The organism is Peribacillus sp. NPDC096379 (genome assembly GCF_044762875.1).
Lineage (GTDB): Bacteria > Bacillota > Bacilli > Bacillales > DSM-1321 > Peribacillus.
Genome location: NZ_JBIWFD010000001.1, coordinates 600,650 through 627,388, shown reverse-complemented (window position 1 = coordinate 627,388; position 26,739 = coordinate 600,650). Strand labels below are relative to the sequence as shown.

General features: G+C 39.7%; 28 protein-coding genes and 2 other annotated features. Of the genes, 5 read left to right on the top strand and 23 right to left on the bottom strand.

Going from position 1 to position 26,739, the window contains the following annotated elements; genetic code table 11:
• Nucleotides 1–24: 24 nt before the first annotated feature.
• The 3 genes from polX to zapA form a co-directional block, all read right to left on the bottom strand.
• Nucleotides 25–1,743, bottom strand: coding sequence for a DNA polymerase/3'-5' exonuclease PolX (gene polX / locus ACIQZI_RS03030; protein WP_403069218.1), 1,719 nt, complete (start codon nt 1,741–1,743; stop codon nt 25–27).
• A gap of 129 nt (nt 1,744–1,872) precedes the next feature.
• Nucleotides 1,873–2,418, bottom strand: a complete 546-nt coding sequence (locus tag ACIQZI_RS03025) for a CvpA family protein (RefSeq protein WP_403069215.1) — start codon at nt 2,416–2,418, stop codon at nt 1,873–1,875.
• Between the two features lie 4 nt (nt 2,419–2,422).
• Nucleotides 2,423–2,683 carry a cell division protein ZapA gene (zapA, locus tag ACIQZI_RS03020; protein WP_062176962.1) on the bottom strand — a complete coding sequence of 87 codons (261 nt, stop codon included), beginning with the start codon at nt 2,681–2,683 and terminating at the stop codon, nt 2,423–2,425.
• 236 nt (nt 2,684–2,919) lie between these two features.
• Here zapA and rnhC point away from each other — a divergent pair, with 236 nt between their 5' ends.
• Nucleotides 2,920–3,867 carry a ribonuclease HIII gene (rnhC, locus tag ACIQZI_RS03015; protein WP_403069211.1) on the top strand — a complete coding sequence of 316 codons (948 nt, stop codon included), beginning with the start codon at nt 2,920–2,922 and terminating at the stop codon, nt 3,865–3,867.
• 579 nt (nt 3,868–4,446) lie between these two features.
• Here the strand turns inward: rnhC and ACIQZI_RS03010 are convergent.
• The 4 genes from ACIQZI_RS03010 to ACIQZI_RS02995 form a co-directional block, all read right to left on the bottom strand.
• Nucleotides 4,447–4,992, bottom strand: a complete 546-nt coding sequence (locus ACIQZI_RS03010; protein WP_062176957.1) for a GNAT family N-acetyltransferase — start codon at nt 4,990–4,992, stop codon at nt 4,447–4,449.
• A 311-nt stretch (nt 4,993–5,303) separates the two neighbouring features.
• Entirely contained in the window at nt 5,304–7,718 is a 2,415-nt protein-coding gene (gene pheT, locus ACIQZI_RS03005; RefSeq protein ID WP_403069207.1) for a phenylalanine--tRNA ligase subunit beta, read from the bottom strand.
• Nucleotides 7,719–7,744: 26 nt separating this feature from the next.
• On the bottom strand, nt 7,745–8,785 hold the full coding sequence (gene pheS, locus ACIQZI_RS03000; protein WP_403072005.1) for a phenylalanine--tRNA ligase subunit alpha: 1,041 nt from the start codon (nt 8,783–8,785) through the stop codon (nt 7,745–7,747).
• A 52-nt stretch (nt 8,786–8,837) separates the two neighbouring features.
• Nucleotides 8,838–9,076 (bottom strand) — a binding site (T-box leader).
• A 186-nt stretch (nt 9,077–9,262) separates the two neighbouring features.
• The gene (locus tag ACIQZI_RS02995) at nt 9,263–10,018 is read right to left on the bottom strand and encodes a TrmH family RNA methyltransferase (protein ID WP_062176950.1); all 756 of its coding nucleotides are present in this window, start codon (nt 10,016–10,018) and stop codon (nt 9,263–9,265) included.
• Nucleotides 10,019–10,142: 124 nt separating this feature from the next.
• Here ACIQZI_RS02995 and sspI point away from each other — a divergent pair, with 124 nt between their 5' ends.
• Nucleotides 10,143–10,355: a small acid-soluble spore protein SspI gene (sspI, locus tag ACIQZI_RS02990; RefSeq protein WP_062176947.1), complete on the top strand. Its 213-nt coding sequence runs from the start codon at nt 10,143–10,145 to the stop codon at nt 10,353–10,355.
• A 29-nt stretch (nt 10,356–10,384) separates the two neighbouring features.
• Here sspI and ACIQZI_RS02985 read toward each other — a convergent pair whose 3' ends face one another.
• The 3 genes from ACIQZI_RS02985 to ACIQZI_RS02975 form a co-directional block, all read right to left on the bottom strand.
• Nucleotides 10,385–10,534: a hypothetical protein gene (locus tag ACIQZI_RS02985; protein ID WP_403069202.1), complete on the bottom strand. Its 150-nt coding sequence runs from the start codon at nt 10,532–10,534 to the stop codon at nt 10,385–10,387.
• Nucleotides 10,535–10,723: 189 nt separating this feature from the next.
• A complete protein-coding gene (locus ACIQZI_RS02980; protein ID WP_403069199.1) occupies nt 10,724–11,809 on the bottom strand; it encodes a M42 family metallopeptidase in 1,086 nt (361 codons plus the stop codon).
• A gap of 64 nt (nt 11,810–11,873) precedes the next feature.
• The gene (locus tag ACIQZI_RS02975; RefSeq protein WP_403069196.1) at nt 11,874–12,383 is read right to left on the bottom strand and encodes a dUTP diphosphatase; all 510 of its coding nucleotides are present in this window, start codon (nt 12,381–12,383) and stop codon (nt 11,874–11,876) included.
• 619 nt (nt 12,384–13,002) lie between these two features.
• On the opposite strand from ACIQZI_RS02975, the gene ACIQZI_RS02970 reads away from it, so the two are divergent.
• Entirely contained in the window at nt 13,003–13,146 is a 144-nt protein-coding gene (locus ACIQZI_RS02970) for a DUF3934 domain-containing protein (protein WP_082674954.1), read from the top strand.
• Between the two features lie 78 nt (nt 13,147–13,224).
• Here the strand turns inward: ACIQZI_RS02970 and ACIQZI_RS02965 are convergent, their stop codons facing one another.
• Together ACIQZI_RS02965 and ACIQZI_RS02960 are read right to left on the bottom strand one after the other, a co-directional pair.
• On the bottom strand, nt 13,225–13,800 hold the full coding sequence (locus ACIQZI_RS02965; RefSeq protein ID WP_062176934.1) for a TetR/AcrR family transcriptional regulator: 576 nt from the start codon (nt 13,798–13,800) through the stop codon (nt 13,225–13,227).
• Between the two features lie 61 nt (nt 13,801–13,861).
• Entirely contained in the window at nt 13,862–14,509 is a 648-nt protein-coding gene (locus ACIQZI_RS02960) for a carboxymuconolactone decarboxylase family protein (RefSeq protein WP_062176931.1), read from the bottom strand.
• A 189-nt stretch (nt 14,510–14,698) separates the two neighbouring features.
• Between ACIQZI_RS02960 and ACIQZI_RS02955 the strand changes: the two genes are divergently transcribed.
• The gene (locus ACIQZI_RS02955; protein WP_062176929.1) at nt 14,699–15,076 is read left to right on the top strand and encodes a hypothetical protein; all 378 of its coding nucleotides are present in this window, start codon (nt 14,699–14,701) and stop codon (nt 15,074–15,076) included.
• A 363-nt stretch (nt 15,077–15,439) separates the two neighbouring features.
• Nucleotides 15,440–16,168 carry a DUF4184 family protein gene (locus ACIQZI_RS02950; RefSeq protein ID WP_403069190.1) on the top strand — a complete coding sequence of 243 codons (729 nt, stop codon included), beginning with the start codon at nt 15,440–15,442 and terminating at the stop codon, nt 16,166–16,168.
• Between the two features lie 100 nt (nt 16,169–16,268).
• Here the strand turns inward: ACIQZI_RS02950 and ACIQZI_RS02945 are convergent, their stop codons facing one another.
• From ACIQZI_RS02945 to nrdR, 11 genes are all read right to left on the bottom strand, one after another.
• On the bottom strand, nt 16,269–16,883 hold the full coding sequence (locus ACIQZI_RS02945) for a TVP38/TMEM64 family protein (RefSeq protein WP_403069187.1): 615 nt from the start codon (nt 16,881–16,883) through the stop codon (nt 16,269–16,271).
• Nucleotides 16,884–16,985: 102 nt separating this feature from the next.
• The gene (locus ACIQZI_RS02940) at nt 16,986–17,252 is read right to left on the bottom strand and encodes a DUF1294 domain-containing protein (RefSeq protein WP_403069184.1); all 267 of its coding nucleotides are present in this window, start codon (nt 17,250–17,252) and stop codon (nt 16,986–16,988) included.
• 72 nt (nt 17,253–17,324) lie between these two features.
• Nucleotides 17,325–17,684, bottom strand: coding sequence for a 50S ribosomal protein L20 (gene rplT, locus ACIQZI_RS02935; protein ID WP_062176920.1), 360 nt, complete (start codon nt 17,682–17,684; stop codon nt 17,325–17,327).
• Nucleotides 17,685–17,719: 35 nt separating this feature from the next.
• On the bottom strand, nt 17,720–17,920 hold the full coding sequence (gene rpmI, locus ACIQZI_RS02930) for a 50S ribosomal protein L35 (protein ID WP_049682546.1): 201 nt from the start codon (nt 17,918–17,920) through the stop codon (nt 17,720–17,722).
• A gap of 22 nt (nt 17,921–17,942) precedes the next feature.
• The gene (gene infC, locus ACIQZI_RS02925; RefSeq protein ID WP_062176917.1) at nt 17,943–18,443 is read right to left on the bottom strand and encodes a translation initiation factor IF-3; all 501 of its coding nucleotides are present in this window, start codon (nt 18,441–18,443) and stop codon (nt 17,943–17,945) included.
• 126 nt (nt 18,444–18,569) lie between these two features.
• Nucleotides 18,570–18,703: a sequence feature (ribosomal protein L20 leader region), on the bottom strand.
• Nucleotides 18,704–18,897: 194 nt separating this feature from the next.
• Nucleotides 18,898–19,071: a hypothetical protein gene (locus ACIQZI_RS02920; RefSeq protein WP_403069179.1), complete on the bottom strand. Its 174-nt coding sequence runs from the start codon at nt 19,069–19,071 to the stop codon at nt 18,898–18,900.
• Between the two features lie 192 nt (nt 19,072–19,263).
• Nucleotides 19,264–21,195 (bottom strand): threonine--tRNA ligase, encoded by a 1,932-nt coding sequence (gene thrS, locus ACIQZI_RS02915; RefSeq protein WP_403069176.1) that lies wholly within the window; start codon nt 21,193–21,195, stop codon nt 19,264–19,266.
• A gap of 410 nt (nt 21,196–21,605) precedes the next feature.
• The gene (gene ytxC, locus ACIQZI_RS02910) at nt 21,606–22,445 is read right to left on the bottom strand and encodes a sporulation protein YtxC (protein WP_062176912.1); all 840 of its coding nucleotides are present in this window, start codon (nt 22,443–22,445) and stop codon (nt 21,606–21,608) included.
• A gap of 767 nt (nt 22,446–23,212) precedes the next feature.
• Nucleotides 23,213–24,151 carry a primosomal protein DnaI gene (dnaI, locus tag ACIQZI_RS02905; RefSeq protein WP_403069171.1) on the bottom strand — a complete coding sequence of 313 codons (939 nt, stop codon included), beginning with the start codon at nt 24,149–24,151 and terminating at the stop codon, nt 23,213–23,215.
• 7 nt (nt 24,152–24,158) lie between these two features.
• Nucleotides 24,159–25,574 (bottom strand): replication initiation and membrane attachment family protein, encoded by a 1,416-nt coding sequence (locus tag ACIQZI_RS02900; protein WP_403069168.1) that lies wholly within the window; start codon nt 25,572–25,574, stop codon nt 24,159–24,161.
• A gap of 433 nt (nt 25,575–26,007) precedes the next feature.
• Entirely contained in the window at nt 26,008–26,475 is a 468-nt protein-coding gene (gene nrdR, locus ACIQZI_RS02895) for a transcriptional regulator NrdR (protein WP_062176904.1), read from the bottom strand.
• Between the last annotated feature and the right edge of the window lie 264 nt (nt 26,476–26,739).

The following is a 26,739-nucleotide window of genomic DNA, read 5'->3' as shown; positions in this document are numbered from 1 at the left end:
GTCCTCCCTTTTCATGTGCGTCAATTAATCATTTCTGTTTAAAAAGGCAAGTAGTTCGTCTGGTTCTTTTACGTTTAAGACGGAAGAAAGTTTCACCCAGCCTTTTTTCGCTGAAGAGACGCCTACTGCCATATGTTCAAGCATATCAAAATTATGTGCGTCCGTATTAATCACGATCATTACGCCCGCTTCTTGTGCCTTTCTTAAATAAGGAGGAGCAAGATCTAATCGATTCGGATTAGCATTCAGTTCTAGTGCGGTGTTTGTTTTTGCCGCGAGTTCGATTAATTGGTCCATATCGACTTCATATCCAGAACGTTTCCCAATCAAACGGCCTGTTGGATGGGCAATGATATCCACATGGGGATTTTCCATCGCGTTTCTTAGTCGTTCCATGATCTTCTCTTTGGATTGTGAAAAACTTGAATGAATCGAAGCAATGACAAGATCCATTTCGGCAAGCAATTCATCCTCATAATCGAGAGATCCATCAGGCAAAATATCCATTTCGATTCCTGATAAGATAGTAATATCATCATATTTATCGTTTAAAGCGTGAATGATCTCTTTTTGTTCCCGTAATCGTTCAGCTGTTAATCCGTTGGCAACTTTTAAATATTGGGAATGATCGGTGATCGCCATATATGTATAGCCTTTAGCACGGCACGCTTCAACCATCTCTTCAATGGAATAAGCTCCATCACTCCAGGTTGTATGCATATGGAGATCCCCTTTAATATCTCCAAGGGAAACAAGTGGTTCTTTATCCGTGTACCCTTCCACTTCTGTTCCATCTTCACGAATTTCCGGTGGTATGAACGGCAGATCGAAATGGGCATAGAAGGCTTCTTCTGAATCAAAGGTAAGAATCTCACCTGTCTCCATATTTTCAACGCCATATTCACTAATTTTCTCGCCACGATCTTTCGCTAACTGACGCATTCGCACATTATGGTCTTTTGATCCGGTAAAATGGTGCAGCGTTGTAATAAATTCAGCATCTGTTACAATCCGAAAATCCACCGACACATCATATTGGTAATCAAGTGTTACGGACACTTTCGTATCACCTGCTGCAATGACATGTTTAATGGCAGGCAAGGAAAGTAGTTGTTCCTTCACCTTCTCAGGGTTGTTCGATGAAATAATGAAATCAATGTCTTTAATCGTCTCTCTCATGCGACGGATGCTGCCAGCTCTCGAGAAACGGATGATATCTGTCATATTTTCAAGCGATGTCTCAATATCCATTGCTATTGGCATCATGAAAGCAAGTGGGAGACGATCAGGCCTGGAACCTACTTCAGCAATCGAGGTAAGAATCTTTTCTTCTGTCTTCGCGCCAAACCCAGTAAGTCCGCGGACTTTCCCCTCTTCACACGCTGCCTTCAGCTCTTGTATATCCCGAATTTGCAGTTCTTTGTGTAGCTTGGCAATTTTTTTGCCACCAAGTCCTGGAAGTTGCAACAATGGCACCAATCCTTTTGGCACCTGTTCCTGCAGTTCTTCTAGAACAGTCGATTTCCCTTCATTGATATATTCCTCAATCACAGCAGCAGTTCCTTTGCCAATTCCACTTAATTCTGTAAAATTACTTATCGATGATAAACTTCGATCGTCTGTTTCAAGTGCAGCTGCCGCTTTTCTAAACGCTGATACCTTAAATGGATTTTCACCCTTTAGCTCCATATAGATTGCTATTTTTTCTAATAGTTTAATGATGTCTTTTTTATTGATTGACATGGTTCCTCACCCTTCCAACGCGAATTCTTAAAAAAAGATGACACAAGGCCATCTAAAGAACTTGCAGCCTTTATTCCGGTTCAACTAACCATCAGTGGGAAACTACACCTCACTGATAGAAGTTTCACTTTATGCAGCTACATATTGAAACCACAACTCTGTTACTTTCCCCGAAAGATAGGGGGTATTTTTTACGATGAGATCCGCCATGAACGAGCCATTCAGCGCGTCCTGAACGTTGGCCATTGGCAGTAATGCAGCTATGTATAATAGAATAAACATGATAAGATATACTTCAGCGAAACCTAAAATCGCACCAGCCCATCGATTCAACTGCTTCAAGATTGGTAGGTTCGATATGAAGTCCAACATTGAGCCAAATAGCTGCCACACTAACTTCGTAGCGAAGAAGATGATCGCAAATGCAATTGCACGGTAATAAGCTTCTTCAAGGTTTGCTTGACCGATAAACATATTCATTGTTTCTGAATTACCGCTCATAGATGGGAACGGAATCCATAAGGTTAGTTTCGGGGCGAGTTCATCATAGTACGTATAAGCCGCGGCAAAAGCGACAAAAAAGCCCGTCAAATGAATGAGCTGCAAAATGAACCCCCGTCTCAAGCCAACTAAAAATCCAATTAAGAGAATGGCCAAAATCGCCAAGTCTAACATGTACTCAGTCCTTTACTTTCTTTAATTCCAGTTCTAGCTGGTATATTTCGTCTTTTATTTTTATATAATCATTCATAGCATTCACAGCTGTCAATACAGCAAGCTTACTTGTATCTAAATAAGGATTCTTGGAGTTGATCTCACGCATCTTATCATCCACCATCGAAGCAACTAATCGAATATGGCCTGAACTCTCCTCACCCACGATTGTATATTGCTGTCCATATATATCAACTGTTATCCTATTTTTATTTTCACTCGACAAGCTGATGCCTCCAATCTGAAAAATCCTAATTTCTATCATATCATGAAGTTTTCTGTCATGAAAGCAAGAAAGGCGGAAGGTGCCCGATTATCGGTGACAAACAAATGGCGAGCAGATAGTGCCTAGAGCTGGAAATAGTAAAAGCGGAGGCACGCGAAAGAGCTCGTAGGTCTTAACAAACAAAATACACAATGATCTTACATATATAAAACTATAAAGAATTGGAGTCTTTACTTATGTCGAATGTTGTATTAACACTTTCCACCGCTCAAATGAACAAATTGAAGGGACATTACCAAACTTCCCTATCTGATAAAACACCGCCGGGAAGTATTTTTATGGCTAAATCGGCGCAGTGTACCGTGACTGCCTATAAGTCGGGGAAAGTTCTATTCCAAGGTGCATCCGCAGAAGTTGAAGCAAAGAAATGGTCTAGCGACGCAAAAGTTGCGATTCCTGCTGCTAAAAAAAAGACTTCTGTCACCCAACATCGTTATTCACCACCTGCCCATATCAGTACCATGTCTATAATCGGCTCTGATGAAGTTGGCACTGGCGACTACTTCGGGCCAATGACGGTCGTCGCTGTTTATGCAAAAAAAGAGCAGCTAGCCCTATTAAAAGAATTAGGCGTTCAAGATTCGAAAAATCTAAAAGATCCGCAAATCATTGACATTGCCAAGCAGATTAAAGATGTTGTGCCATTTTCCCTGCTCACATGTGACAATCCGAAGTACAATGCCTTGCAAGCTAGCGGCATGTCACAAGGAAAAATGAAAGCTTTACTGCACAACCAAGCGATTAAGCATGTCATTAATAAGATTTCACCCGAACAGGCAGAAGCTGTTTTCATTGACCAATTTGCCCAACCCGATGTATTTTTTAACTATTTAAAGGGACAAGAACTGTTTCAAGCGGAAAATACTTATTTGAGCACGAAAGCAGAAGGCATTCACCTCAGTGTTGCAGCAGCTTCCATTTTAGCACGCTATGCATTTGTAAAGTATTTTGACAAATTGAGTGAAAAAGCTGGATTCAAAATTCCCAAAGGCGCAGGCCACGCAGTAGATGAAGCAGCAGCACGGCTTATTCATGAAAAAGGGATTGATGCGTTGAATGAATTTACGAAGGTTCATTTTGCTAATACGGAAAAAGCAAAGGCATTATATCGGAAGAAATATTAATAGAGGGTAGTCCCCGGCTTTTAGGGTTGGGCCTTTTATTTTTGAGATTTTACTCATTCACACTGGATATATGAACCAATTCATACTGTTTTTTTATTCAACTTTTACTGTAACCTTGAAATAAAAAAGCAAATAGAAAAAGCTTGTTTTGAAAAAAGATGGATCAAAACAAGCTTTGAATTATATTCAATTAGATCATTCTCTACCTGTGTTGCTGAACAATTGCACCCTTTTCTGGAATAACTACTAAATATGACCTCTGCTTTAAAATCAATTAATTCTTTTCAACTAACAGCCCGTTAACATAATAAAGTGAAACTTCAATCAGTGGGGGCTTTCTTCAACCCCCACTGATTGTTAGTCCCGTTCTAGTGTCGCTAATACCTCCACTCCGTTTCGGTAAAGCGACACTACGAACCCGATTGGTTCAACTAAACCTTTGAAGACCACAAAGGTAAGTTTCACTGTATCTCACCAATCGGGCTTTTACGGGCAGTTGTCCTCCACCTACGCTTCTTCGATTCCTCTAAGCCTTGAGGTGGGGATCTTACTGCCCGTTAATGCGGGATAAAAGTTTATCTATTTTTTAATCCATTCTTCTGCCAAAACCCCATAAACAGCGTGGTCAACATAATGGTCATATAACCATTCTGCTTGTCTAATAGATCCTTCATTTACAAAGTTTAATCTTTCAGGAATACTTCTACTTTTCTTATTACCAACCGCAGCCCTAATCTCAACTTTATTAAGGTTTAACTCAGTAAAAGCATAATCAGTCAATGCTTTCGCCACCTTGGTCATAATTCCATTTCCTTGGTATTCTTCGCCAAGCCAATAACCGATATATGCTGTTTTGTTTGACCAATTTATGCTATTGTAACCTGCAACTCCAACAATTGTCCCTTTAAATAAAATAACTGTATTCAAGCTCTTATTTTCAGCGAAACCCTTTAAAGTTATTTTGATAAACTCTATTGTTTCTTCAAGTTTTGTTGTAGTATTTAGCCAAGGAAGCCATTCTCTAAGATATTCTCTTGAATTATTTGTTAATTCAAAGACCTTTTCCCCATCTCTTATATCCATTAGTTTTAAAGATAAGTCCTCATCAATTTTATGTACAAACATAATATACCCCCAATTGGTTTATTATGAATTTTAACACACTTCTCCCAAAGGAGATTATGTTATTTAGTTCAGTGAGCGTTACTCAATTAAATGCCTTTTTGTGGAGTAACATCCTTGAGTTTTACAACATCGACCAGAACAAAAAAAGTGGAAATTAATACAGGATTTTAATCAAACTTTATTATACATCATCGAACTATATTCATAATCCATCTTTACTTTTACTAATCAATTTTGGCTAATTAGTTACGCACAACTCCTTCCTTAAAACAACAAAGCAGCCTTCATTCGGAAGGCTGCTTTGTTTACAATTATCCTCTTAATTCAGCGCCAGCTTTTTCTTTCACCGCTGCTAATACTTTTTCATGTGCTTTCGTCACATCTTCGTCAGTTAGCGTGCGCTCTGGGTCGAAATATTTCAACGAATACGCAAGAGATTTCTTACCTGGTTCCATGCGTTCGCCTTCATATAAATCAAAGATACTTACTTCTTTAAGAAGTTTTCCGCCTGCTTCTGCGATGATTTTTTGGATATCACCCGCAACGGTTGTTGCATCTACAACAAGGGCAATGTCACGTGTAATCGATGGGAAACGTGGGATTGCGCTGTATTGGATCGGTGCAACAGCCGCTTCTGCCATCGCTTTGAAAGATAGTTCGAAAACATACGTTTCTTTCAAGTCCAGTTCTTTTTGGACTGTTGGATGAACTTGACCGACGAAGCCAATTACATCACCATTCAGTAAGACTTCTGCCGTGCGTCCCGGGTGCATGCCTTCTTTTTCAGATTGACGGTAATCGATTTGCTCTGTCAATCCTAGTGTATCGAATAATGCTTCAAGCACGCCTTTTGCTACGTAAAAATCAACTGATTTTTTCTCGCCTTGCCATGGGTTTGATTCCCATAGACCTGTTATTGCTCCAGCTACATGTTCGCGTTCTTCAGGAAGTTGTTCTCCATCTTGTTTCAAGAAGACAGAACCGATTTCATAAAGAGCTAGTGAATCAAGCTGACGGGCATTATTGTATTTCACGACTTCCAATAGTTGAGGAACAATGCTTAGGCGAAGCTGGCTACGTTCCTCACTCATCGGCATCGCCAATGCAACAGACTCACGAACGTCCAATGCATATTGAGTCGCTTTATTCTTGCTTGTTAATGAGTAGGTGATCGCTTGATAAAGCCCAGCACCTTCAAGCGTACGACGTGCTTTGCGGCGTTTTTGCTGATAATCAGTCAAATGGCCTGGTGTAACCGTTCCAGTTGGCAGTGTTGTTGGGATATTATCATAGCCATACATACGAGCTGCTTCCTCAACTAAATCGGCTTCAATCGTAATATCACCGCGACGGGTCGGTACAGTTACGGTAAATGTCTCATTATCTACTGATACTCCGAATTGCAAACGAGTGAAGATCGACTCGACTTCAGAAACCGTCATGCTTGTCCCTAGCAATTTGTTAATTTTTTCAAGAGTAATTGAAATGACAGCTGGTTCGATTGTCAGTGTATCGACTTCAACAGACCCTTCTAACACAGTGCCACCAGCATATTGGCTGATCAACTGTGCAGCACGTTCTCCCGCTTCTCGAACGCGATTCGGGTCGACGCCTTTTTCGAAACGAGCACTTGATTCACTGCGTAACGCATGGTCTTTTGATGCTTTACGGACAACGGTTCCAGCAAAATAAGCCGCTTCAATGATGACTGTTGTTGTATCGTCCTGCACCTCAGAATTCGCTCCACCCATTACACCAGCAATCGCAACTGGCTCTGTTCCGTTTGTAATGACAAGATGATCGCTTGCAAGTTCACGTTCTACATCATCTAATGTCGTAATTTTTTCAGCAGCATGCGCTTTACGAATGACTAATTCTTTTGAACCTAGACGATCATAATCAAATGCATGGAGTGGTTGTCCGTATTCAAGTAGAATATAATTCGTGATATCGACGACATTGTTATGTGGACGAATGCCCGCTGCCATCAAGCGTGTTTGCATCCAAAGTGGTGATGGTGCAATTTTCACATCCTTAATGACTTTCGCAACGTATAATGGATTATCTTCAGATGCTTCCACTTTTACTTGAATGAAATCTGTTGCTTTTTCAGCGCTTTCTTCTTTGGTGATTTCCGGCCATTTTACTTCACGACCTAAGATGGCACCTACTTCATAAGCAACACCAAGCATGCTCAAGCAGTCCGAACGATTCGGTGTCAAGCCTAATTCAAGTACTTCATCGTCAAGTCCTAAAACACTAAGCGCATCTTGGCCGACTTCTACATCATTCGGGAAGACGAAAATTCCTGTGGCATAATCTTTTGCAATCAATCTTGATTCAATGCCAAGCTCTTGAAGTGAACAAATCATGCCGTTCGATTCTTCACCGCGTAATTTCGCTTTCTTAATTTTGAAATTGCCTGGAAGCACAGCCCCAACCGTTGCGACTGCCACTTTTTGTCCTTTATCAACATTCGGCGCACCGCAGATGATTTGAACTGGGCTTTCACCACCAACATCGACTAAACATTTATTTAGTTTATCGGCATTTGGGTGCTGTTCACGTTCTAGTACGTGGCCAATGACTACCCCTTTAAGACCTTCACTTTTCTTTTCTACTCCTTCAACCTCGATGCCGCTTTTGGTAATCTTATCTGAAAGCGTTGTTGCTGTCATGCCAGAAAGATCGACATAATCTTGCAGCCATTTATATGAAACAAACATGGATTGCTCCTCCTTTAAATAAATTATTAAGATTCGTGGCGATTAAATTGAGTTAGGAAACGGACATCATTTGTGTAGAAATGACGAATATCGTCTACGCCGTATTTCAACATGGCAATACGCTCTACACCAATACCGAACGCAAACCCAGAATATTTCTTCGAGTCAAATCCTGCCATTTCCAAAACATTCGGATGAACGATTCCACCGCCGAGTACTTCGATCCAGCCGGTTCCTTTACAAACGCTGCAACCTTTGCCGCCGCAAATTTTACAAGAAATATCGATTTCAACCGATGGCTCTGTAAATGGGAAGAAACTTGGACGCAGACGAATTTCCCGTTCTTTGCCGAATACTTGCTTCGCAAACACTTCAAGCGTTCCTTTTAAATCACTCATTGAGATGTTTTCGTCAATCACTAGTCCTTCAATTTGCATGAATTGATGCGAGTGAGTCGCATCATCATTATCACGACGATATACTTTACCCGGACAGATAATTTTAACCGGCCCTTGCCCTTTATGCTTCTCCATCGTTCTTGCTTGCACTGGAGACGTATGAGTTCGCATCAATGTTTCTTCTGTAATATAGAAGGAATCTTGCATATCACGTGCTGGATGGCTCTTTGGTAAATTCAACGCTTCAAAGTTGTAAAAGTCTGTTTCAACTTCCGGACCTTCCGCAACCGTGTAGCCCATTCCGATAAATAAGTCTTCCACTTCTTCAATGACACGCGTCAACGGATGATGATTTCCTTTATTAACCGGACGTCCCGGTAATGTCACATCAATTCTTTCAACAGCTAGTTTGGCATGGACAGCTGCCTCTTCAAGCACCTGCTGTTTTTCTTCGATTTTTGAGGCAATCTCTTCACGGACAACATTCACCAACGCTCCCATTTTTGGGCGTTCCTCAGCTGAAAGCTTGCCCATTCCGCGTAACACTTCCGTGATTGGTCCTTTTTTCCCTAAATATGCGACACGAATGTCATTCAATTCCTTTAATTCAGAAGCTTCGGCAACCTTCTGCAACGCTTCAGCTTGCAGTTCTTGTAAACGTTCCTGCATCATATATCCTCCTTTATTGTTTAAAAATAAACACAAAAAAACCCCATCCCTAGAAAGGGACGAGGTTTATGTATCGCGGTACCACCCTTATTAGCGCCAATAAAAATAAGCACTCACTTCATTACAGATAACGGCTTTTTGCCGATGCAGCTTTCAACAGGTTTATCTGTATCCCGATGCCGACTCAAGAGGTGAATTCACATCAACATAATCATAAAAATGCTTGCAGTCTAAGGCATTTTCTTCCTGGATGAATGATACGATGCTACTCTTCTCTGTCATAGTCTTTTTCATTATGAAATTTAGCTTTAATTATAATATAAAACAACCCGAGATTCAAATTCAAATTTATTCTACAACTTTTCGATCCGGAATCCGAGTTTGCGCTCCGGACTTGCCTCTGATCGCGTCCGGTTCCGCCTTGATTCGCGCCGGTTTCGTCTCGAATCGCGCCAGTTCTCGGGTCGCGCCAGAACCCTATTTCCGTAAGTGATACATCAAGATCCCCGCTGCGATCCCCACGTTCAATGATTCGCTTTTCCCGAAAATCGGAATGTAGAGATTTTGCGTCGTTTGTGCTAGCAATTTTTTGTCAACACCTTGTCCTTCATTGCCTACAAGCAGAGCAAATGTTTCCGACTTTTCTACTTGATCATAGGAAACTGCTTTTTCTAAGGCAGTGCCATAGACCGGAATATTCTGTTCCTTCAATGTACCGATGATTTCTGTTAGGTTTCCTTTTAGGACAGGCATATGAAAAATACTTCCTTGAGTCGAGCGAATCACTTTAGGATTATAAGCGTCCGCACAGCCTTCCCCAAGAATAACCGCATCAATCCCTGCTGCGTCAGCTGTTCGAATCATCGTCCCAATATTACCTGGATCTTGCACAGCATCGATTAACAGCACTTTTTTCGGTGAAAGGTCTTCGAAACGGATCTTTTTTTGATCACAGATTGCGGCAATTCCTTGTGGTGTTTCTGTATCGGAAATCGCATGCAACACTTCACTTGTCACATACGTAACTTCTGTTCCTTCTAATTTAAATTTCCCAGGAATGACAGCTTCAATGCTGACAATCACTTCACGAACAATATCGCCTTCTTTTAGTGCTTCCTCAACAAGATGAAACCCTTCGATCAGGTATGTACCTGTTTGTTCACGCTCTTTTTTCGTTAATAATTTCTTCCATTGCTTTACTTTTTGATTTTTGACGGACTCAATATATTTCAAGGTAAACGCTCCTTCATTTTTTCACTAGATCTTATTATAACGCATTTCGCCCTTTGCTACATATTTTCATTCGATTTGTTCCATACTAAAGAAGTGGACAATTATGGTGATGGGAGGGTTCAATATGAACTTGAATTTAAGAAATGCAATTATTCACAACGTAGCAGGGAATACACAGGATCAGTTAGAAGATACGATCGTCGAAGCCATTCAAAAGGGCGAAGAAAAAATGCTACCTGGACTTGGTGTGTTGTTTGAAATCATTTGGCAACATGCATCAGAGGAAGAAAAAACCGAAATGCTACAATCTTTAGAAACTGGTTTAAAAAAGCAATAGCCGTTACTTGGCTATTGCTTTTCTTTCGCTTATAAATGATCGGTATTAATCCGATTCTGAAAATATTCATCTTTCATGATTGGGTTATCATCCTCATCCAATTGCACATTTCCAGCTTCTTCTATCTCCGTTTCGAGGTTTTTTTGAACCGTTGACGCTGTTCTTTTCTTCTTGACCATTATTCTTCCTCCTTCAAATAGATGAAACTTGAAAGTATCTTATAATTATCTATTCCCGAAACATCATTCTTTAAACATATCAGCCGTTTTCAAATTGTGGACAGACAGATTATTAATCAATTTCAGATCGTACGCTAAACAACAAAAAACAGGAAACCCGAAGGTACCTGCTTTGTTCAGCAACAAATCTTAGCCATAAGTAATCGCATCAACTGTTTTGCGATCCAGCTTTTTAATGACTTCTACAATTAGTTTAACCGCGTTTTCATAATCATCACGGTGAAGCATGGCCGCATGTGAATGGATGTAGCGAGTCGCAATCGTAATTGCAAGCGCTGGAACACCATTTGCCGTCACATGAATCGATCCCGCATCTGTTCCGCCTCCAGGCATTGATTCATATTGATATGGAATCTTCATTTCATCAGCCGTATCTGTTACAAGATCACGAAGTCCTTTATGAGAAACCATACTTGCATCATAAAGGACGATTTGCGGTCCTTCCCCCATTTTACTTAGCGCTTCTTTATCCGTAACTCCAGGCGTGTCCCCAGCAATCCCGACATCAACCGCAAAGCCGATGTCTGGCTGAATTTTAAACGTGGATGTTTTGGCACCGCGTAATCCGACTTCTTCTTGAACCGCTCCAATCCCGTAAACAATATTTGGGTGTTCGGTTTCTTTTAATTGCTTTAAGACATCAATGGCAATCGCACAGCCAATTCGGTTATCCCATGCTTTGGCAAGGAGCATCTTCTCGTTATTCATCACAGTAAATTCGAAATACGGCACGACCATATCTCCCGGTCTTACTCCCCATTCCTCTGCTTCTTCCTTACTTGATGCGCCGATATCAATGAACATATCTTTAATATCTACAGGTTTTTTTCTTGCTTCAGGACTTAAAATATGTGGTGGTTTTGAACCTATTACCCCTGTAACATCGCCTTTTCTTGTCACGATTGTTACACGCTGGGCGAGCATGACCTGTGACCACCAGCCACCAACTGTTTGGAAGCGCAGAAAGCCTTTTGAATCAATTTGGGTGATCATGAAGCCTACTTCATCTAAATGGCCAGTTACAATGATTTCTGGCCCGCCCTCTTGTCCTGTTTTCTTCGCAATCAAGCTACCTAGATGATCTGTCGTCACTTCATCAGCAAAAGGGGCGATATATTCTTTCATGATTTGACGGACTTCTCCTTCATTGCCAGCAATTCCTCTTGCATCCGTTAAACTTTTTAGCATCGTTAACGTTTCATCTAAATGAGTCATTGTTATTCCTCCTTATGTATGGACACTATTCTTTATTATAGTACATCACCATTCATTTCACGCATTAATATCCTTGTTTCTGCCGATCATAATTGATTTGATTTTTCTCGACATACGCCCGTTCCACGTCTTCTCCAGAAAAACCAAGCATATTCCCGAGAACGAGATAATCTGTAAACATGGTCTCATAGTTTTCCTGAGATTGTTCCATACTAAATGATTGAATAGAAGCATATATGTTCAGAAATTGAGCCGTTACATCATTCTCTTTACTAGATTGCCCTACTTTCACGTCAACGCTCGTTATCTGCAAATTACAACCAATGCCCAGTGAAAGGATAAAGTGAACGCCATCTACATATTCAGCTAAAATGAGTTTTCTTTCCGATGGACCCTTTAGGCTCCAAAATTTGAAGCAACGTGTTTCATTTGCTAATTCACCCAACTCAACGAATAAAGCGAGGATTTTTTTATCAATTAGGTCTTCTGCATGGAGATTGTGCTTTTCTTGTATATGCCGATCAAGTGATTTTTGCATCTCAAATAGTTTTGTGATATTCATGATTCGTTCCAACTTTCATAAGTGGTTTGATTGAAGGACATAGGGACGGGGCTTCGCGACTTATTAATATAGCCAATTTTCTTTATAGGTTAACTTATAATATTTAGTAAGTACACCAAAATCCAACTCCGCACCGCCACCATTGTAATTAGGTGAGTTTCGCGTGCTACATAATGATCCTTCAAGGGCAAAATATGGCGTTGTAACGCCATACAGGTTTTGTATGGTTTTACTATAGCATATTCCCTGAAGGAGATACCTTTTTTATTATGAAACAAAACGAAAGATATGCGAAGCGTTACGAACTACGGAGGGTTCTGCCGCCATTATACAACTTCAAGAACTTTCTAAGCTTGTGTAAAAAAGTGTATAACTATCTGTCATTATATTGTATAGTTAATGCTTGATTACTAATAAAGTGAAACTTCCACCAGTGGGGATTTTCCTCATCCCCCACTGGTGGTTAGTTGAACCAATCGGACCTTTACGGGCAGTTTGATCCCCACCTATCTTCTTTTGCATGCTCAGAATCTTGATGTGGGGGTCTTACTGCCCGTTAAGCGTGGGACAAAAGTGGGCAAAACTAGCCAATGACTTTAAACTAAAGGCTACAACAATATGGAGTGATTATATGAGTAAAGCTAAAGGTGGAACAGGAAGAGGTACTGACAAGAAGGGCTGGAATCGTTGGAAAGCTGGTGCCAACAAAGCCAAGAGTGCCAAACCTTATAGTAGTAAAGGTGTTAAAAAAACGGGTTCTGACCACAAGCAATAATACTAGTGAATAGCTACTGATCTGACAGTAGCGTTCTATACGATTACAAAAAAAAGACCGAGTAGGGTCTTTTTTTGTTTAAATAAGATGATACTGTTTGCGAATCATTTCCATCACATGGGTCAAAATCTCAAGATCTTGCTGATTCTTCATTAAGAGGATCCCGCCTTCAATCATGGCAACGATGGCTTGGGCACCTTTTTTACAATCTGTTGTTGGAGCTAATTGATTTTCTTTGACCATTTCTGTTAATGCAGTTTCTACCTCAGAAATCCACTTGTCAAAAAACTCTTTAATTTTCACTCGAAATGTTTCATCGTGTTCGCTCATCTCAATCGCTAAATTACCAACAGCACAGCCAAGCTTACTTTTCGATTCAGTATGAGAGGCAAGATTCCAATCAAGCATTTTATTTAATCTTGCCTTCGCTTTTTCCTTTGAATGAAAGATTTCATTTATCAACTGTTGATCTAGATCTTGAATTACGTCTTCTACAACAGCTAGTCCAAGATCATATTTCGATGAAAAATAATGATAAAATTGCCCTTTGCCAATCGAAGCTGCTTTGAGAATATCAGAAATTGAAGTGGCTTGGTATCCTTTAGAATGAATAATCCCTCTTGAGATTGTAATAATTTCTTGCTTTTTAGACATATATTCACACCTTTTTCGCTGTTTAATCTTAGATGATGTGCTTCACTATTTGATTCAATAATTATTCCCCATAGCTTTGAATTAAATTGGCGATATGGGCATACGCTCCGCCTGCAAGTAAAGCTGAAGTAACGAGCACTGCTTCTGATAATTCTTCTTTAGTAGCGCCAAGTTTTTCTGCATTTTTAGCATGAACATCAATACAATATGGACATTGTGTCGCATGTGCAACAGCTACAGCAATGATTTCTTTGAATTTGGCACTTAACTTGCCTTCTTTCATTGCTGTTGCACTAAATTTAGAGTACGCTTTAAAACCTTCAGGAGCTCCTTTTTGCAATTGTCCAAGCTTTTTAAGGTTAGACCGATTATATAATGAATCACTGGCTTCTTGACTTAAAGCATTATCGATATGTGTGCTATGCGTTACTGCTCCTCCAGCCTCAATACCAGATACGACAAATACAGCTTCAACTAGTTCTTCAAGTGTCACACCTACAGCTTTGGCTTTTTTGGTATGGCTGTCGATACAATATGGGCATTCTGTGACATGTGCAATCGCCACTGCGATGATTTCCTTTTCCTTAATTGACAGCGCCCCTTCTTGAAAGACCGTACTGTTAAATTCAGAAAAGGCCTGTAATTGTTCAGGAGCTAAATCTTTTACTTGATTTAAGTTTCTTAAATTTTCTTTTTGATAAAAATTCATGTTCAACATCCTCCCTATTTGTGTACAGTGATTTATACCTACCATTTGGTACAATTTTAGTGTAACATGGTTAGCGATCTATCACAAACAATTTTATCCATTTTTATAAGAATAAACTTTTATCGAAATTAGTGAAACTTTTTTCTTGTCCATGCGTAAATAAGGGAAAATGTATGAGGAGGAATCTCCATGGTATTGTTCATTCGCCTGCTTTTGTTCGCTTTGATTATTTTTCTCATCTATACTGTGATTAAATATATTGTCAGTCCAAAACGGAAATTGGAGCTTGCACAGGAACATAGTAAGTTTTTCTTTCTCGATGATCCGAACAACATCCAAAAAAACTTTGTTGTGACGTATAAAGGAGTTCTATTTGAAGGTGAAAAATATCTCGGGACAACTGTACAAGCTTTTGAAGTCATTTCAATTTTCATCTGGCCGAGAAATACGAGCTCGTTAAAAGGAATGGAGCGCAAGGATTTTCAGTTTATTGAGTCAGAGGTAAAAAAACGGTACCCGCAGGCCATTATTGACTGGAAAAGTCCGATTAAGGAATTTTTGGAATAGAAGAGATATTAACTATATTTAAGAAGAAATTAGCATCAAAAACACATGGCACTCACAAAAAGTCGCTATGTGTTTTTCTGTAGAAAAGGGGCGGGGCTTCGCAAAATCAGCTGAGCACCGCCACCTTCTTAAGGTGATACAATTTGAGTACTGAACCTTTTTCATCGTTTCCCTTTAGAGCAGACGCTCATGAATGTTTTTATTGATCAACGTTTAAATCGCTATATCTCTATTATTATCCTAAAAAGGTGATTTGACATAATAAGTGAAAGCTGCTTATTTTAAACTCATTTAAGCTATGATAGGCTAAAGTTAGCGGTTTTAATGTCCATAATTTGAATAGAAAATATAAGGTGAATACATATGCCATTAACTTTTGCTCATCCAGCAGCTGTACTGCCTTTCTCAAGAAAAAGCAATTATATTAATTTTTCAGCTATGGTTTTAGGTAGTATGGCTCCTGATTTTGAATACTTCTTAAGAGGGCAGCCTTCTGGAGAATTTGGCCATACTTTTTTTGGCTTTCTTTACTTTAATCTCCCATTGGTTACAATCATTTACTTGATCTATCATTTCTTCATCCACCAAACTTTAGTTAATCATTTGCCCGGTTTTCTACAAGATTCATATACGAAAAAGTCTGATGCTAGTCAACTATTGAAAATAATCGTTTTTTGTTATTCGGCGTTGTTTGGCATGCTTACTCACGTCATATGGGATTCTTTCACTCATATGAATGGATTTATGGTGATGAAATTCCCGATATTTAATTACATGTTTAGTGTCTATAGATTAGACATACCTTTATATAAATTTTTACAACATGGCAGTACATTATTTGGAATTATGATGATCATAGGTTATCTATATTTCAGAGCCTATTCGCAAAATAAGCGGAAAAACCTTGAAGTGTATCCAAAACAAAAATTCATTTTTTGGTCGTCTATCTTCCTTCTCACAATATTATCTGTGATCGTATGGTTTCTCATCGACTATGTTTCGATTAGGAGTTACGGCATAGTCGTTGTTAGAATAATCGATTCAACCTTGATGAGTTTATTCCTTGTTTCTTTGTTTTATAAATATCGATAACTTAAAAGCTAATCCAGTCTAAAAAGGGTCAGATCCAGTTTGTGTGTGGTTCTGACCCTTTCGTTATGAGAACAGCCTTTGAGAAATCGTCACTTCATTTTTAGTTTCCTACTTGAAAAAATTCCTGCCACTTAATCACTGTTTGTTTTTCTCTCATTAAATAGACTAATAACGTGAATGAACATAGGATAAGGACAATGAGTGTCGGACTAAACGCACGGATATAATGACCGAACACTGTATAGAAGAAGGCAAGTGGGATATTGGTTGTAAAGGAGGCGGAAGCATATGCTCTCCATCCTTTTTTCAATTCCATTAAGCAAAGAGACAGCATATGATAATGGACAAAAGGGATCAGACGAAGCACAGTGATTTGTTTAACATTGAGTTTTCGATGCCCAAACAGTTTATTTTTCATTTTAAACAAGCGCGCCGTCAATTTCGGAACTTTGCAGCTCACTCCGTAAAAGACAAGACTAGATAACGTGAGACCAATGATCGAATAAATCGTCCCGGCAAGTGGACCGAATAATAACCCGCCCGTCATACAAACGACTGCGACGGGAATAAATAATACCTGCCTTGCCACATGAAATAGAATAAAGAGCACTGGCGCAAATATCGTCCCTGACTGAATAATACTCACGAGCATAACGAGTTCTTGATTCATAATGGGAATCCCCTCTCTGCTGCTTCGTCCTGCTCTTACAAACATATACGTTTCTCCTGCCACATATGACAATTTATGTATTCCAATATGTTTGGTGTAAACTCCTCAGTTTCACATACCTTTAGACAGCAGCAAAAATCAATGGCTTTATTTTAAGAACCAGTAAGCTACCATCGCCACTTGAATAATCATTAAAATCGGAAATCCCCGTTTAAAAGAAACATGCTTCGTTTTATGGCGGTAATGTTTCATCCCTACATAACCTCCTGTTGCGCCTCCAAAGAAAGCTAACAGCCACAATGTTTGTTCACTGATACGATACTCACGGTTTCGAGCTTTTTTCTTGTCATGTCCCATTGTAATATATGTTGCCACATTGATTGCCAATAAATAAATGATAAGTGCAGTTTCCATTTCTTGCTCCTCTCCCCTAAAACAAAAGCCACTCTCGAAGTCCGAGAATGGCCGTTTTAGATCAATTTGATCTTATTTGTTTAAATGTTGTTTTGCAGCGTCTGCAAATTGAGCAAATGCTTTATCGTCAGCAACTGCTAAGTCAGCAAGCATTTTGCGGTTTACTTCGATACCAGCAAGCTTTAGACCGTGCATTAAACGGCTATAAGAAAGACCGTTGATGCGTGCAGCAGCGTTGATACGTGTAATCCATAATCTACGGAAATCACGTTTTTTGTTACGACGGTCACGGAAAGCATAGTTTCCTGACTTCATAACTTGTTGGTTAGCTACTTTATATAAAGTATGTTTAGAACCATAGTAACCTTTAGCTAATTTTAATACCTTTTTACGACGCTTGCGAGTAACAGTACCGCCTTTTACACGTGGCATGTTATTTCCCTCCTATTTAACTCGATAAATCGAACTTATTTAATATTGTCTAGCATATGACGAATACGTTTGAAGTCACCTTTACTTACAAGACCAGCTTTACGTAGTTTACGTTTAGCTTTAGTGGATTTGTTAGCAAATAAATGGCTTGTGTAAGCGTGTGAACGCTTAAGTTTACCGGATCCAGTTTTCTTGAAACGCTTTGCAGATCCGCGGTGAGTTTTCATTTTAGGCATAAGGTATTCCTCCTCATTACAGTTACTTTTCGATTTTTGGTGCTAAAACTAAGAACATGCTTCGTCCGTCCATTTTTGGATGCGATTCAACTGTCGCAACTTCTTTGCAAGCTGCAGAGAAACGATCCAATACACGTTGTCCAATTTCCTTATGGGTAATTGCGCGTCCTTTAAAACGGATAGAGGCTTTTACTTTATCGCCTTTTTCAAGGAATTTAATTGCATTGCGAAGCTTTGTGTTAAAATCATGTTCATCAATTGTTGGGCTCAGACGAACCTCTTTCAAGCTGATGACTTTTTGATTTTTACGAGCTTCCTTTTCTTTCTTTTGTTGCTCGAAGCGGTGTTTTCCGTAGTCCATAATCCGGGCTACCGGAGGCTTTGCATTCGCAGCAACTATAACTAAATCAAGATTTACACGAGCGGCAATTTCCATCGCTTCGAATTTTGTTTTAATTCCAAGTTGCTCTCCGTTTTGGTCGATAAGTCGAACTTCACGGGCGCGGATGCCCTCATTTACCATCGCGTCTTTACTAATAGTTAGCCACCTCCAAGGATATTTAGCGAATACAATCGTTTGGGCTAAAAGAAAGAATACACACGTTTTAGGCTATCTCTTTCGCCTCATGATTTGTACTTGCATTATTAAACAAACAAAAAAGTGCGGATGCAATAACACCCACACTGATAGACTAAGTAGAATAAATCCAAATAATCAAATCATGACCTACCGACAGCATATTGCGTCAATTAGGTGAGAAGCGGGTGCTTCTTCTTTTACTCAAAACAAGTATTCAATTTACCTTAGAAAATATAACATAAACACTGATGATTTGTCAAATGCTTAAATTGCTTTTCAACAACAAAAATTATCTTATCAAATTCCCATTAATTTTGCAATACATTTCTTTGAAATATTTTAAACAAAGGGTCAGACCCACTGGTGGACCTATCCTAAGGACTCCCCGCTAATTTTGTTAATTTGTGTTCTTGGCTTTTTTCTTATCGATCGATTCCCAGACAAAAAAGACAAGCCAAAACAGCAGGACTGGAATAATCGCCCACTGCCGATAATCCGGAAGCAGTAACAAAATAAGCGTTGCAAGGAATGTAGGACCAAAAAGGGTGGTGAATTTCTTCTTTTGATTCACACGAACAACTCCTAGTATACCATATTATAACCTACATAGTAGTCCATAAATGGCGGCTACACAAATAATCCGTATCAAAAAATAATCAGGTTAGAGCGTTCCGCATACAAAATAAGATAAGAAGGGTCAGACCCCGCATTTTTGCTCCAGCTTAAGAAAAGCTGGATAGCGTACGAGATCAGACCCTTCTATTTAGCGATTTATTTCGGCTTTAATAGCTTTCACGAAGTCTTCGAATGAAACTGTTTCGGATTTTTGTTCGCCGTATTTACGAACGTTTACGCTGCCTTCTTTTACTTCGTTATCACCGACAACGAGCATATACGGAATTTTTTGCATTTGTGCTTCACGAATTTTGTAGCCAATTTTCTCGTCTCGTGTGTCAAGGTTGACACGGATCCCTGCGGCTTTTAGCTTATCCTGAACCTCTTTTGCATAATCAAGATGTGCGTCAGGAGAAACTGGGATCACCTGCGCTTGAACCGGTGATAGCCATGTTGGGAAAGCCCCTTTATATTCTTCGATTAAGAATGCAACAAAACGTTCCATTGTAGATACAACGCCACGGTGAATAACAACGGGACGATGTTGTTTACCATCTTCACCCACATAGTTTAAATCAAAACGTTCCGGTAGTAAGAAGTCTAATTGAACAGTTGACAATGTTTCATCTTTACCTAAAGCAGTACGAACTTGAACATCAAGCTTAGGACCGTAGAATGCTGCTTCGCCTTCTGCTTCATAATAATCAAGACCAAGATCATCCATCGCTTCCTTCAGCATGCCTTGTGCTTTTTCCCACATTGCATCGTCATCGAAATACTTCTCTGTATCTTGTGGATCACGATAGGAAAGACGGAAAGAATAATCGTTTAGATCAAAATCTTTGTACACTTCAAGAATTAAGTTGACTACACGTTTAAATTCTTCTTTAATTTGATCAGGACGAACGAAAATATGTGCATCATTTAAAGTCATCCCGCGAACACGCTGCAACCCTGATAGAGCCCCAGACATTTCATAACGGTGCTGTGTACCGAGTTCCGCAATTCGGATTGGCAGTTCACGATAGCTATGAATGCTATTTTTATAAATCATCATATGATGCGGACAGTTCATCGGACGCAAGACGAGCTGTTCATTATCCATATCCATAACAGGGAACATGTCTTCTTGGTAGTGTTCCCAGTGTCCGGAAGTTTTGTAAAGATCGACACTTCCCATAACGGGAGTATACACGTGATCATAGCCAAGACTCGCTTCTTTATCGACAATATATCGTTCGATCACTCGACGAATTGTAGCACCTTTTGGAAGCCATAACGGCAGTCCCTGGCCGACCAATTGGTTACTTGTAAATAGGCTCAATTCTTTGCCTATTTTACGGTGGTCACGCTCTTTCGCTTCTTCAAGCAAACGTAGGTGTTCAGCCAAGTCTTCTTTTTTGAAGAAAGCTGTTCCGTAAATACGTTGGAGCATCTTGTTGTCGCTGTTTCCTCGCCAATAAGCGCCAGCAATACTTAGCAATTTGAATTCTTTAATCTTCCCTGTTGACGGTACATGAATGCCACGGCATAGATCGAAGAAATCACCTTGTTCATAAATGGTTACTTGTTGATCGGCTGGAATCGCATCGATCAACTCCAATTTATACTCGTCACCAATTTCCTTAAAACGTGAAATAGCTTCATCACGACTCACTTCAACACGAGTGACTTCAAGATTTTCATTGACGATTTTCTTCATCTCTTTTTCTATTAGCGGCAAGTCTTCTGGTGTTAGTGATTCTTCAAGATCAACATCATAGTAGAATCCACCTTCAATAACCGGACCAACACCGAATTTAGCGTTTTTGAATAGACGTTTAATCGCCTGTGCCATTAAGTGAGCTGTACTGTGACGAAGAACTTCTAGTGCTTCTTCACTGTCTTGGGTAATAATCGCAATCGAACCATCTGCTTCAATTGGACGTTTTAAGTCATACATTTCACCATTATATTTACCTGCGATTGCCTTTTTTCTTAACCCTGGACTGATAGATGCTGCGATATCATCTGTTGTTGTGCCTTTGGCAAACTCCTTCACTGCTCCGTCCGGGAAAGTTATTTTCACTACTTCTGACATACTCGTTCACTCCTTAAATTTGTCGTATTCTTGCGGAAAACACAAAAAAGCCCGCCCCTGTATAAAAACAGGGACGAGCTTAATAATCATTATTTAACCCGCGGTTCCACCCTCGTTTCACTCAGCTTTTCATAGCCAAATGACACTCGTAGCTTGGTAACGGCAGCTTCCCGTCAGCTAATAGTTGCGTTTACACGCGTTCCTAACTGAAGTTTAGAGGTGGTAAGTGTTCTGTTCGTGTTAGGAAGCTCTCAGCTTTGCATTCCCTCTCTTTAAAACCGAAATGTAAGAATACCCATGTCCTCATCATTACTTTTCATTATAATAAATGTTAGTATGTAGGAAATTATATCGGGTTATTCAAAGAAAATCAAGGATTGCTAAAAATAAGTTCATGAAGTTTCTTAAAATTAGCTATGAGTACCTCTGAAAGATTGAACTGGCCGAATAACGGTCCGTTCTTCAAACACACGCCGAATCGTTTGAATAAGCCCATCTTCCGCCTCATCGGTATAGACGTATAATCGCTCTGGTGCAATCGAAATAAGCGGTGCGAGTGCAGTTGAATCGATATAAATCGGATATCCTCCCAATAATCTTCGATCCATCATTCTCTGGAAGTCTTCTTTTTCCAGCTTGCGAAAAGATTCATCAAAAAAAGCAAAGCTTTCTTGATGTACTAGATGAATGATTGGTAATTGAGACTGCCGCTTATTAAGAAAGTCACGTAAAGTGGCAATAAAGCTTTGATAATCTTGCTCAAGTTTATACTCATCAATCGCTAGCCCTGCATAATGCTCCAAATATTCAAAGAACTCCTTCAACCGAAACATGGCAATGGATTCAAACGAAAAGGACTTCTCTTCAATTAGCACGACTTGAATAGCTTCAGCAATCGCGGCTTTTGCCTCCTTAAACTCTTTACTTGAATCCGCCTTCATCTCTCCTTCAACGATGGAAGAGGCAATGTCAAGAATCGCATCCACTTCTTCCTGTTCTTCAAATAAAAATTTTTCGCGAATCGTTTGCTCAAGGCCATCTCTCAGCTTTTCTTCTATTAAAAACGTATAAAACACATCACTTAATAACCGATGAATGTCAACCAAATGCCGCTCTTCTAACGTAACAACGATCCCTTTTTCCGAAATAAATTGTATATATGAATGCAGTTCTGCCCCTAAAGGGTGGACAGATACGAATTGGAGCCATTTATGTGCTTCTGTATCATCTTGAAAATAGATATGTACCAACGATACCCCCCCTATACGAAACGCTTTGTTTCTATGTATATGGGATAAGCCTATTTTTTAGAAGTAAACCTTAAAGGAAAATCAAGTGATTTTCCATTCAAAACCCAAACGGCGTTAAAACGCCACCATTTACCATAAAGTGAACCTTCAATCAGTGGGGTTTTCTTCCCCCCCACTGATTGTTAGTCCCGTTCTACTGTCGCTAAGATCGCAGCAAACGCTTCGATCAAACGACAGTAAACCCGATTCAATGAATCACAGACTAAGTACGCCGCGTCCTCATGTCTTCGTCTGTGTGACCCACATCCTGTGGGCCTCAACTAAACCACTGAAGAGCACAGCGGTAAGTTTCACTGCATCTCACCAATCGGGCTTTTACGGGCAGTTCCCCCCACCTACACTTCTTCGATTCCTCAAGCCTTGAGGTGAGGGTTTTACTGCCCGTTAATGCGTGCTACGTGCTACTAAAAAAGGATCTGACCTCACACTCTATATAGCGTTTATCGGATCATTGGCTTGTCTCCAAACGATATATAGTAGATGTGGGGGCTGACCCTTTTGTTTTCATACAAAACCGATATGGCTTTAATGCGCCACCATTTACTATGAAGGACCAATCATTGTAACACACTACACTCGCCTAATCACAATGATGACGGTGCGGAGCCATCATTTTGGTTCCTTTCTAAATAAAATCAGTATCCCTGATAAATGGTTTGGCTATATTAGTAAGTTGCGCAGACCCGCCCTATGTCCTTCATACGAAATCAATGTCTTCTGTTTTTTCCTTTTAATAAAAATGGTTCTGCTAAATATTTAATTCGCTCCATGACTCTAGCCGCTTTGACTTCTTCCTTCTCGCCGCGCTGTGAGAAAGTTAAATGTGTCTGCATCTCGGTAAAGTTAAAATTAGACGTAAAAAAAGTCGGCAAGTTCTCAAGCATTCTGAATTGCAAAATAGGGCCGATTACCTCATCCCTACCCCAGCTTGTCATGGACTCTGAGCCAATATCATCAAACATAAGGACAGGCGCTTTTTTAGCCATGTCAATCTTGTCATTAAACGTATTGTCCGTGAATGATCCCTTCAATTCTCTTAGAAAATCCGGAACATACACAAGCAATGAAGAAATCTCCTTCTTAGCAAGTTCATTGGCAATCGCGCCAAGCAGATACGTTTTCCCAACGCCAAATTCCCCATACAAATACAAGCTTTTCTGCTTTTCTCCTGGCTTATAATCCATAATAAAGGCCATCGCTTTCTCCACCGCATCAATTCTGTTCTCAGATGCATCACTACGGTAAAAATCTTCCATTGTTGCTGTAAGAATGTCTTTGGGAACATAGAGACTTTGAATCAACTTCTCTAATTTCCGCTTTTTATCATTCATGACCTTACGCGGACAATCTTCATAATTTAGATCAATCATATTGCGCCGAATAACAAGCTTTGGATGGAAGCCTTGTAATAAATTTACGCACTCACCTAGGCTCGGGCATTTTTGGCACTGCTTACTTTGAGTGGTAAATTCATACAACTTCATTACGCTCTTATCTAGCATTTCTTCTGAAATCTGCGAGCTGTTTTCATTCAAAAACAGACGAATCTGCTCATCACTAAGCACTTCTTTTTTCAACTCTTCATATTGCTTTTTGAACTTACTTGTATTAGTCGTCTTGCTAAAGGCATTGTTGATTCGTTCCATGTATGCCTCACCCCCTGTCTTTCAAAATTCCTAATGATTCTTCAATCTTACGTAGCCGTTCCGCTGATTGATCATTCAGTTTCGTTTCTGTTTCTGTTTCTATTTTCTTTTCTTTTTCACTGTTTTTCTCTTTATTCAGCCACTCAGGAACAACTTCCGTTCGAGTCGCTTTTCTCGTTGCCGTTTTGCCTTCTTTTTTCGTTTTAGCCCATTCTTGATATTGACGATGTTCATTTTTGGCGAGCTCCATTGCATCCTTAACAGTTATTACTTTTTTCCTGGTCCAATGGGAGGCAATTTTCTCCATATAGGCTTTCGTTAGCTTCATATCGGTTTTCAACATCACATATTCAATTAACACATTTACAACACCAGGGTTTAATTTTTGATTAAAAAGAATTCCCTCAATAATTTGCAAATCAGCCTTTGTCGGTTCAGCTCCACCAGAAAGCTGTTTGAGTCGCTCTCTTGGTGAAGTCGTTTCAAGATGCCTTATATATTCTTCTTCCTTTGTTTTTGGCTCACTCTTTTGTGTTCGATTTCGCTCTGGCTGCACGCGGTCCATTAAAGTTGGCAATTGATTTTGCGATTCAATTTGGTACCAATCCCGCGCAGCTTTCCGTAATGTTTCGATATCAATTTCATTGTTGATATCAGCAGCACTAATGACGAGCTTTTGCATATCTAGTACATCAATCCCATACAAAAACGAAAGCTTGGCAATCGTCTCTTGAACATTCGGCGTGAAAGCTTTACGAGTGATTTGAGATGGTTTTACCCCAGAATACAATAAATCGAAATTAAAGTCTTCCTTAAACCCTTCAAGTTCTTTGCCTTCATGTCGACCGATAAAACGTTTTTCTGGTTCAAGATTTAATTCTTCTTCGCCTTCATCTGACACATACAAAGATGTCTGTTGATCCGATGCAAAAATATCAGTAAAACTCTTCGTGACTTGTTCATATTCATTGGTTGGCATCACTTCATCACTAAAAAAATTCTTCAAACGATTGAAATGAACCTTGCCTATTTTTTTAAACAAATAGATATTCAACATCCCATCATTGAAAAATTGCTTTGGTGTTGATGGTGGATTCAGCTCATAAATGAATTGTTTTCCTTCTTCTGTTTTTTTTCGGTACACATTTAACAGACCGATTCCTTCTAATTTATTCCTTGCATGATAGATTTCATTTAAGTTCAAGTCCATGGTGTTCATTAAGTTGTAATGCAAAGAAGATTGGGACCAAAGTCGATTCTCTTCCAACTCACTCCATAATGTCATGTATAAACTAGTGCAAATCGGACCAATAAGTGGTTGATACAGCAACGTCATTACTTTACGATCATAATCGTTGAGCAACCCTGTCGACGAAACGGTATATCGATCAACAGGAAGCAATTCCTGCCAAGTGTTAGACATCTTCCTTCAGACCCTTTCTAAGAAAACCTGCATACGTTAAAAGCCCACCATTTACCACGAAAGATAAAATCATGTAGCGCGACTCGCCTCATCACAATGGTGGCGGTGCGGTGCCGGATTTTGGGGTACTTTCTATAATAAAATAAGTCTACCTACTAAGTAGAGGGCTTATTTGTAAGTCGCGAAGCTCGGTACCCATGTCCTAAAAGCTAATATACTCGGCCTATAACTAGAGAATATAAGCCGTTTACGCTAGACATGAAAACTCATAAAAAAACGGATATATATTGAATGTAAGTGCTAAGGTTTCATTGGATACAGAATAGTAATGTACCATTCTGTCGCGTAAATCTCAATACTAGCGTGGTAATTATAGACCTTTCTAAACATTCAATATATCGGTAGTGAAAAAAGAGCCAAAGTAAATTTCCCCTTAGCTCTGATTTCGCTCTTTATCTATTAAGTCCTTTAACTCGTCAATAAATACATTAATATCCTTGAATTGGCGATACACAGAAGCAAAGCGGACATATGCGACTTCATCAACTGTTGCAAGCTTATTCATGACCATTTCACCGACTAAATCACTTTTCACTTCAGAAGCGGCTTCGCTTCTTAGTTCCTTTTCAATAGAGCTCGTAATATCTTCTAATTCTTTGAGAGGAACAGGGCGTTTCTCACAAGCCCTAATTAAGCCTCGAAGAATTTTGTCAGAACTGAATTCTTCACGTGTACCATCTTTTTTTACAACGATGAGCGGCGTTTCTTCCACTTTTTCAAATGTTGTAAAACGGTAGCTACATTTCTCACATTCTCGCCTACGACGAATTGAACGACTTTCATCGACTGGTCGCGAGTCAAGAACTCTCGTTCCATTATATTGACATGACGGACATTTCATCGTTAATCAGCTCCGTATTATGTAGTATACTCGATAAAGTGAAACTTCCATCAGTGAGGGTTTTTCACTGATGGTTAGTTGAACCAATCGGGGTTTTACTTCAAAAAGCGAGACGACCGCCCAGCCTCGACAAGCATTACAGCTTGTGACCTCGAGAGGCTAGGAGCCGCAGCTAGATTAGGCTATTTACCCCCCTACTCAACTTTTTTCGATGCTCGCACAAAAGTTGAGTAGGGGGGAGTACAGCCTGTTAAACCGGGATAA

Coding starts and splice junctions, on each gene's coding strand:
- ACIQZI_RS02985 (WP_403069202.1), bottom strand. CDS start 10,534: ATGGTCAAGAAGAAAAGAACAGCGTCAACGGTTCAAAAAAACCTCGAA.
- ACIQZI_RS02945 (WP_403069187.1), bottom strand. CDS start 16,883: ATGTTTGTAAGAGCAGGACGAAGCAGCAGAGAGGGGATTCCCATTATG.
- ACIQZI_RS02900 (WP_403069168.1), bottom strand. CDS start 25,574: ATGTCTAACACTTGGCAGGAATTGCTTCCTGTTGATCGATATACCGTT.
- infC (WP_062176917.1), bottom strand. CDS start 18,443: ATGGTAAATGAGGGCATCCGCGCCCGTGAAGTTCGACTTATCGACCAA.
- ACIQZI_RS02970 (WP_082674954.1), top strand. CDS start 13,003: ATGAGTAAAGCTAAAGGTGGAACAGGAAGAGGTACTGACAAGAAGGGC.
- ACIQZI_RS02940 (WP_403069184.1), bottom strand. CDS start 17,252: ATGGAAACTGCACTTATCATTTATTTATTGGCAATCAATGTGGCAACA.
- thrS (WP_403069176.1), bottom strand. CDS start 21,195: ATGTCAGAAGTAGTGAAAATAACTTTCCCGGACGGAGCAGTGAAGGAG.
- ACIQZI_RS02950 (WP_403069190.1), top strand. CDS start 15,440: ATGCCATTAACTTTTGCTCATCCAGCAGCTGTACTGCCTTTCTCAAGA.
- ACIQZI_RS02965 (WP_062176934.1), bottom strand. CDS start 13,800: ATGTCTAAAAAGCAAGAAATTATTACAATCTCAAGAGGGATTATTCAT.
- polX (WP_403069218.1), bottom strand. CDS start 1,743: ATGTCAATCAATAAAAAAGACATCATTAAACTATTAGAAAAAATAGCA.
- rpmI (WP_049682546.1), bottom strand. CDS start 17,920: ATGCCTAAAATGAAAACTCACCGCGGATCTGCAAAGCGTTTCAAGAAA.
- dnaI (WP_403069171.1), bottom strand. CDS start 24,151: ATGGAACGAATCAACAATGCCTTTAGCAAGACGACTAATACAAGTAAG.
- ACIQZI_RS02980 (WP_403069199.1), bottom strand. CDS start 11,809: ATGACTCATTTAGATGAAACGTTAACGATGCTAAAAAGTTTAACGGAT.
- pheT (WP_403069207.1), bottom strand. CDS start 7,718: ATGTTTGTTTCATATAAATGGCTGCAAGATTATGTCGATCTTTCTGGC.
- ACIQZI_RS03025 (WP_403069215.1), bottom strand. CDS start 2,418: ATGTTAGACTTGGCGATTTTGGCCATTCTCTTAATTGGATTTTTAGTT.
- ACIQZI_RS02955 (WP_062176929.1), top strand. CDS start 14,699: ATGGTATTGTTCATTCGCCTGCTTTTGTTCGCTTTGATTATTTTTCTC.
- ACIQZI_RS02960 (WP_062176931.1), bottom strand. CDS start 14,509: ATGAATTTTTATCAAAAAGAAAATTTAAGAAACTTAAATCAAGTAAAA.
- nrdR (WP_062176904.1), bottom strand. CDS start 26,475: ATGAAATGTCCGTCATGTCAATATAATGGAACGAGAGTTCTTGACTCG.
- ACIQZI_RS03010 (WP_062176957.1), bottom strand. CDS start 4,992: ATGTTTGTACATAAAATTGATGAGGACTTATCTTTAAAACTAATGGAT.
- pheS (WP_403072005.1), bottom strand. CDS start 8,785: ATGCAGGAACGTTTACAAGAACTGCAAGCTGAAGCGTTGCAGAAGGTT.
- rplT (WP_062176920.1), bottom strand. CDS start 17,684: ATGCCACGTGTAAAAGGCGGTACTGTTACTCGCAAGCGTCGTAAAAAG.
- rnhC (WP_403069211.1), top strand. CDS start 2,920: ATGTCGAATGTTGTATTAACACTTTCCACCGCTCAAATGAACAAATTG.
- sspI (WP_062176947.1), top strand. CDS start 10,143: ATGAACTTGAATTTAAGAAATGCAATTATTCACAACGTAGCAGGGAAT.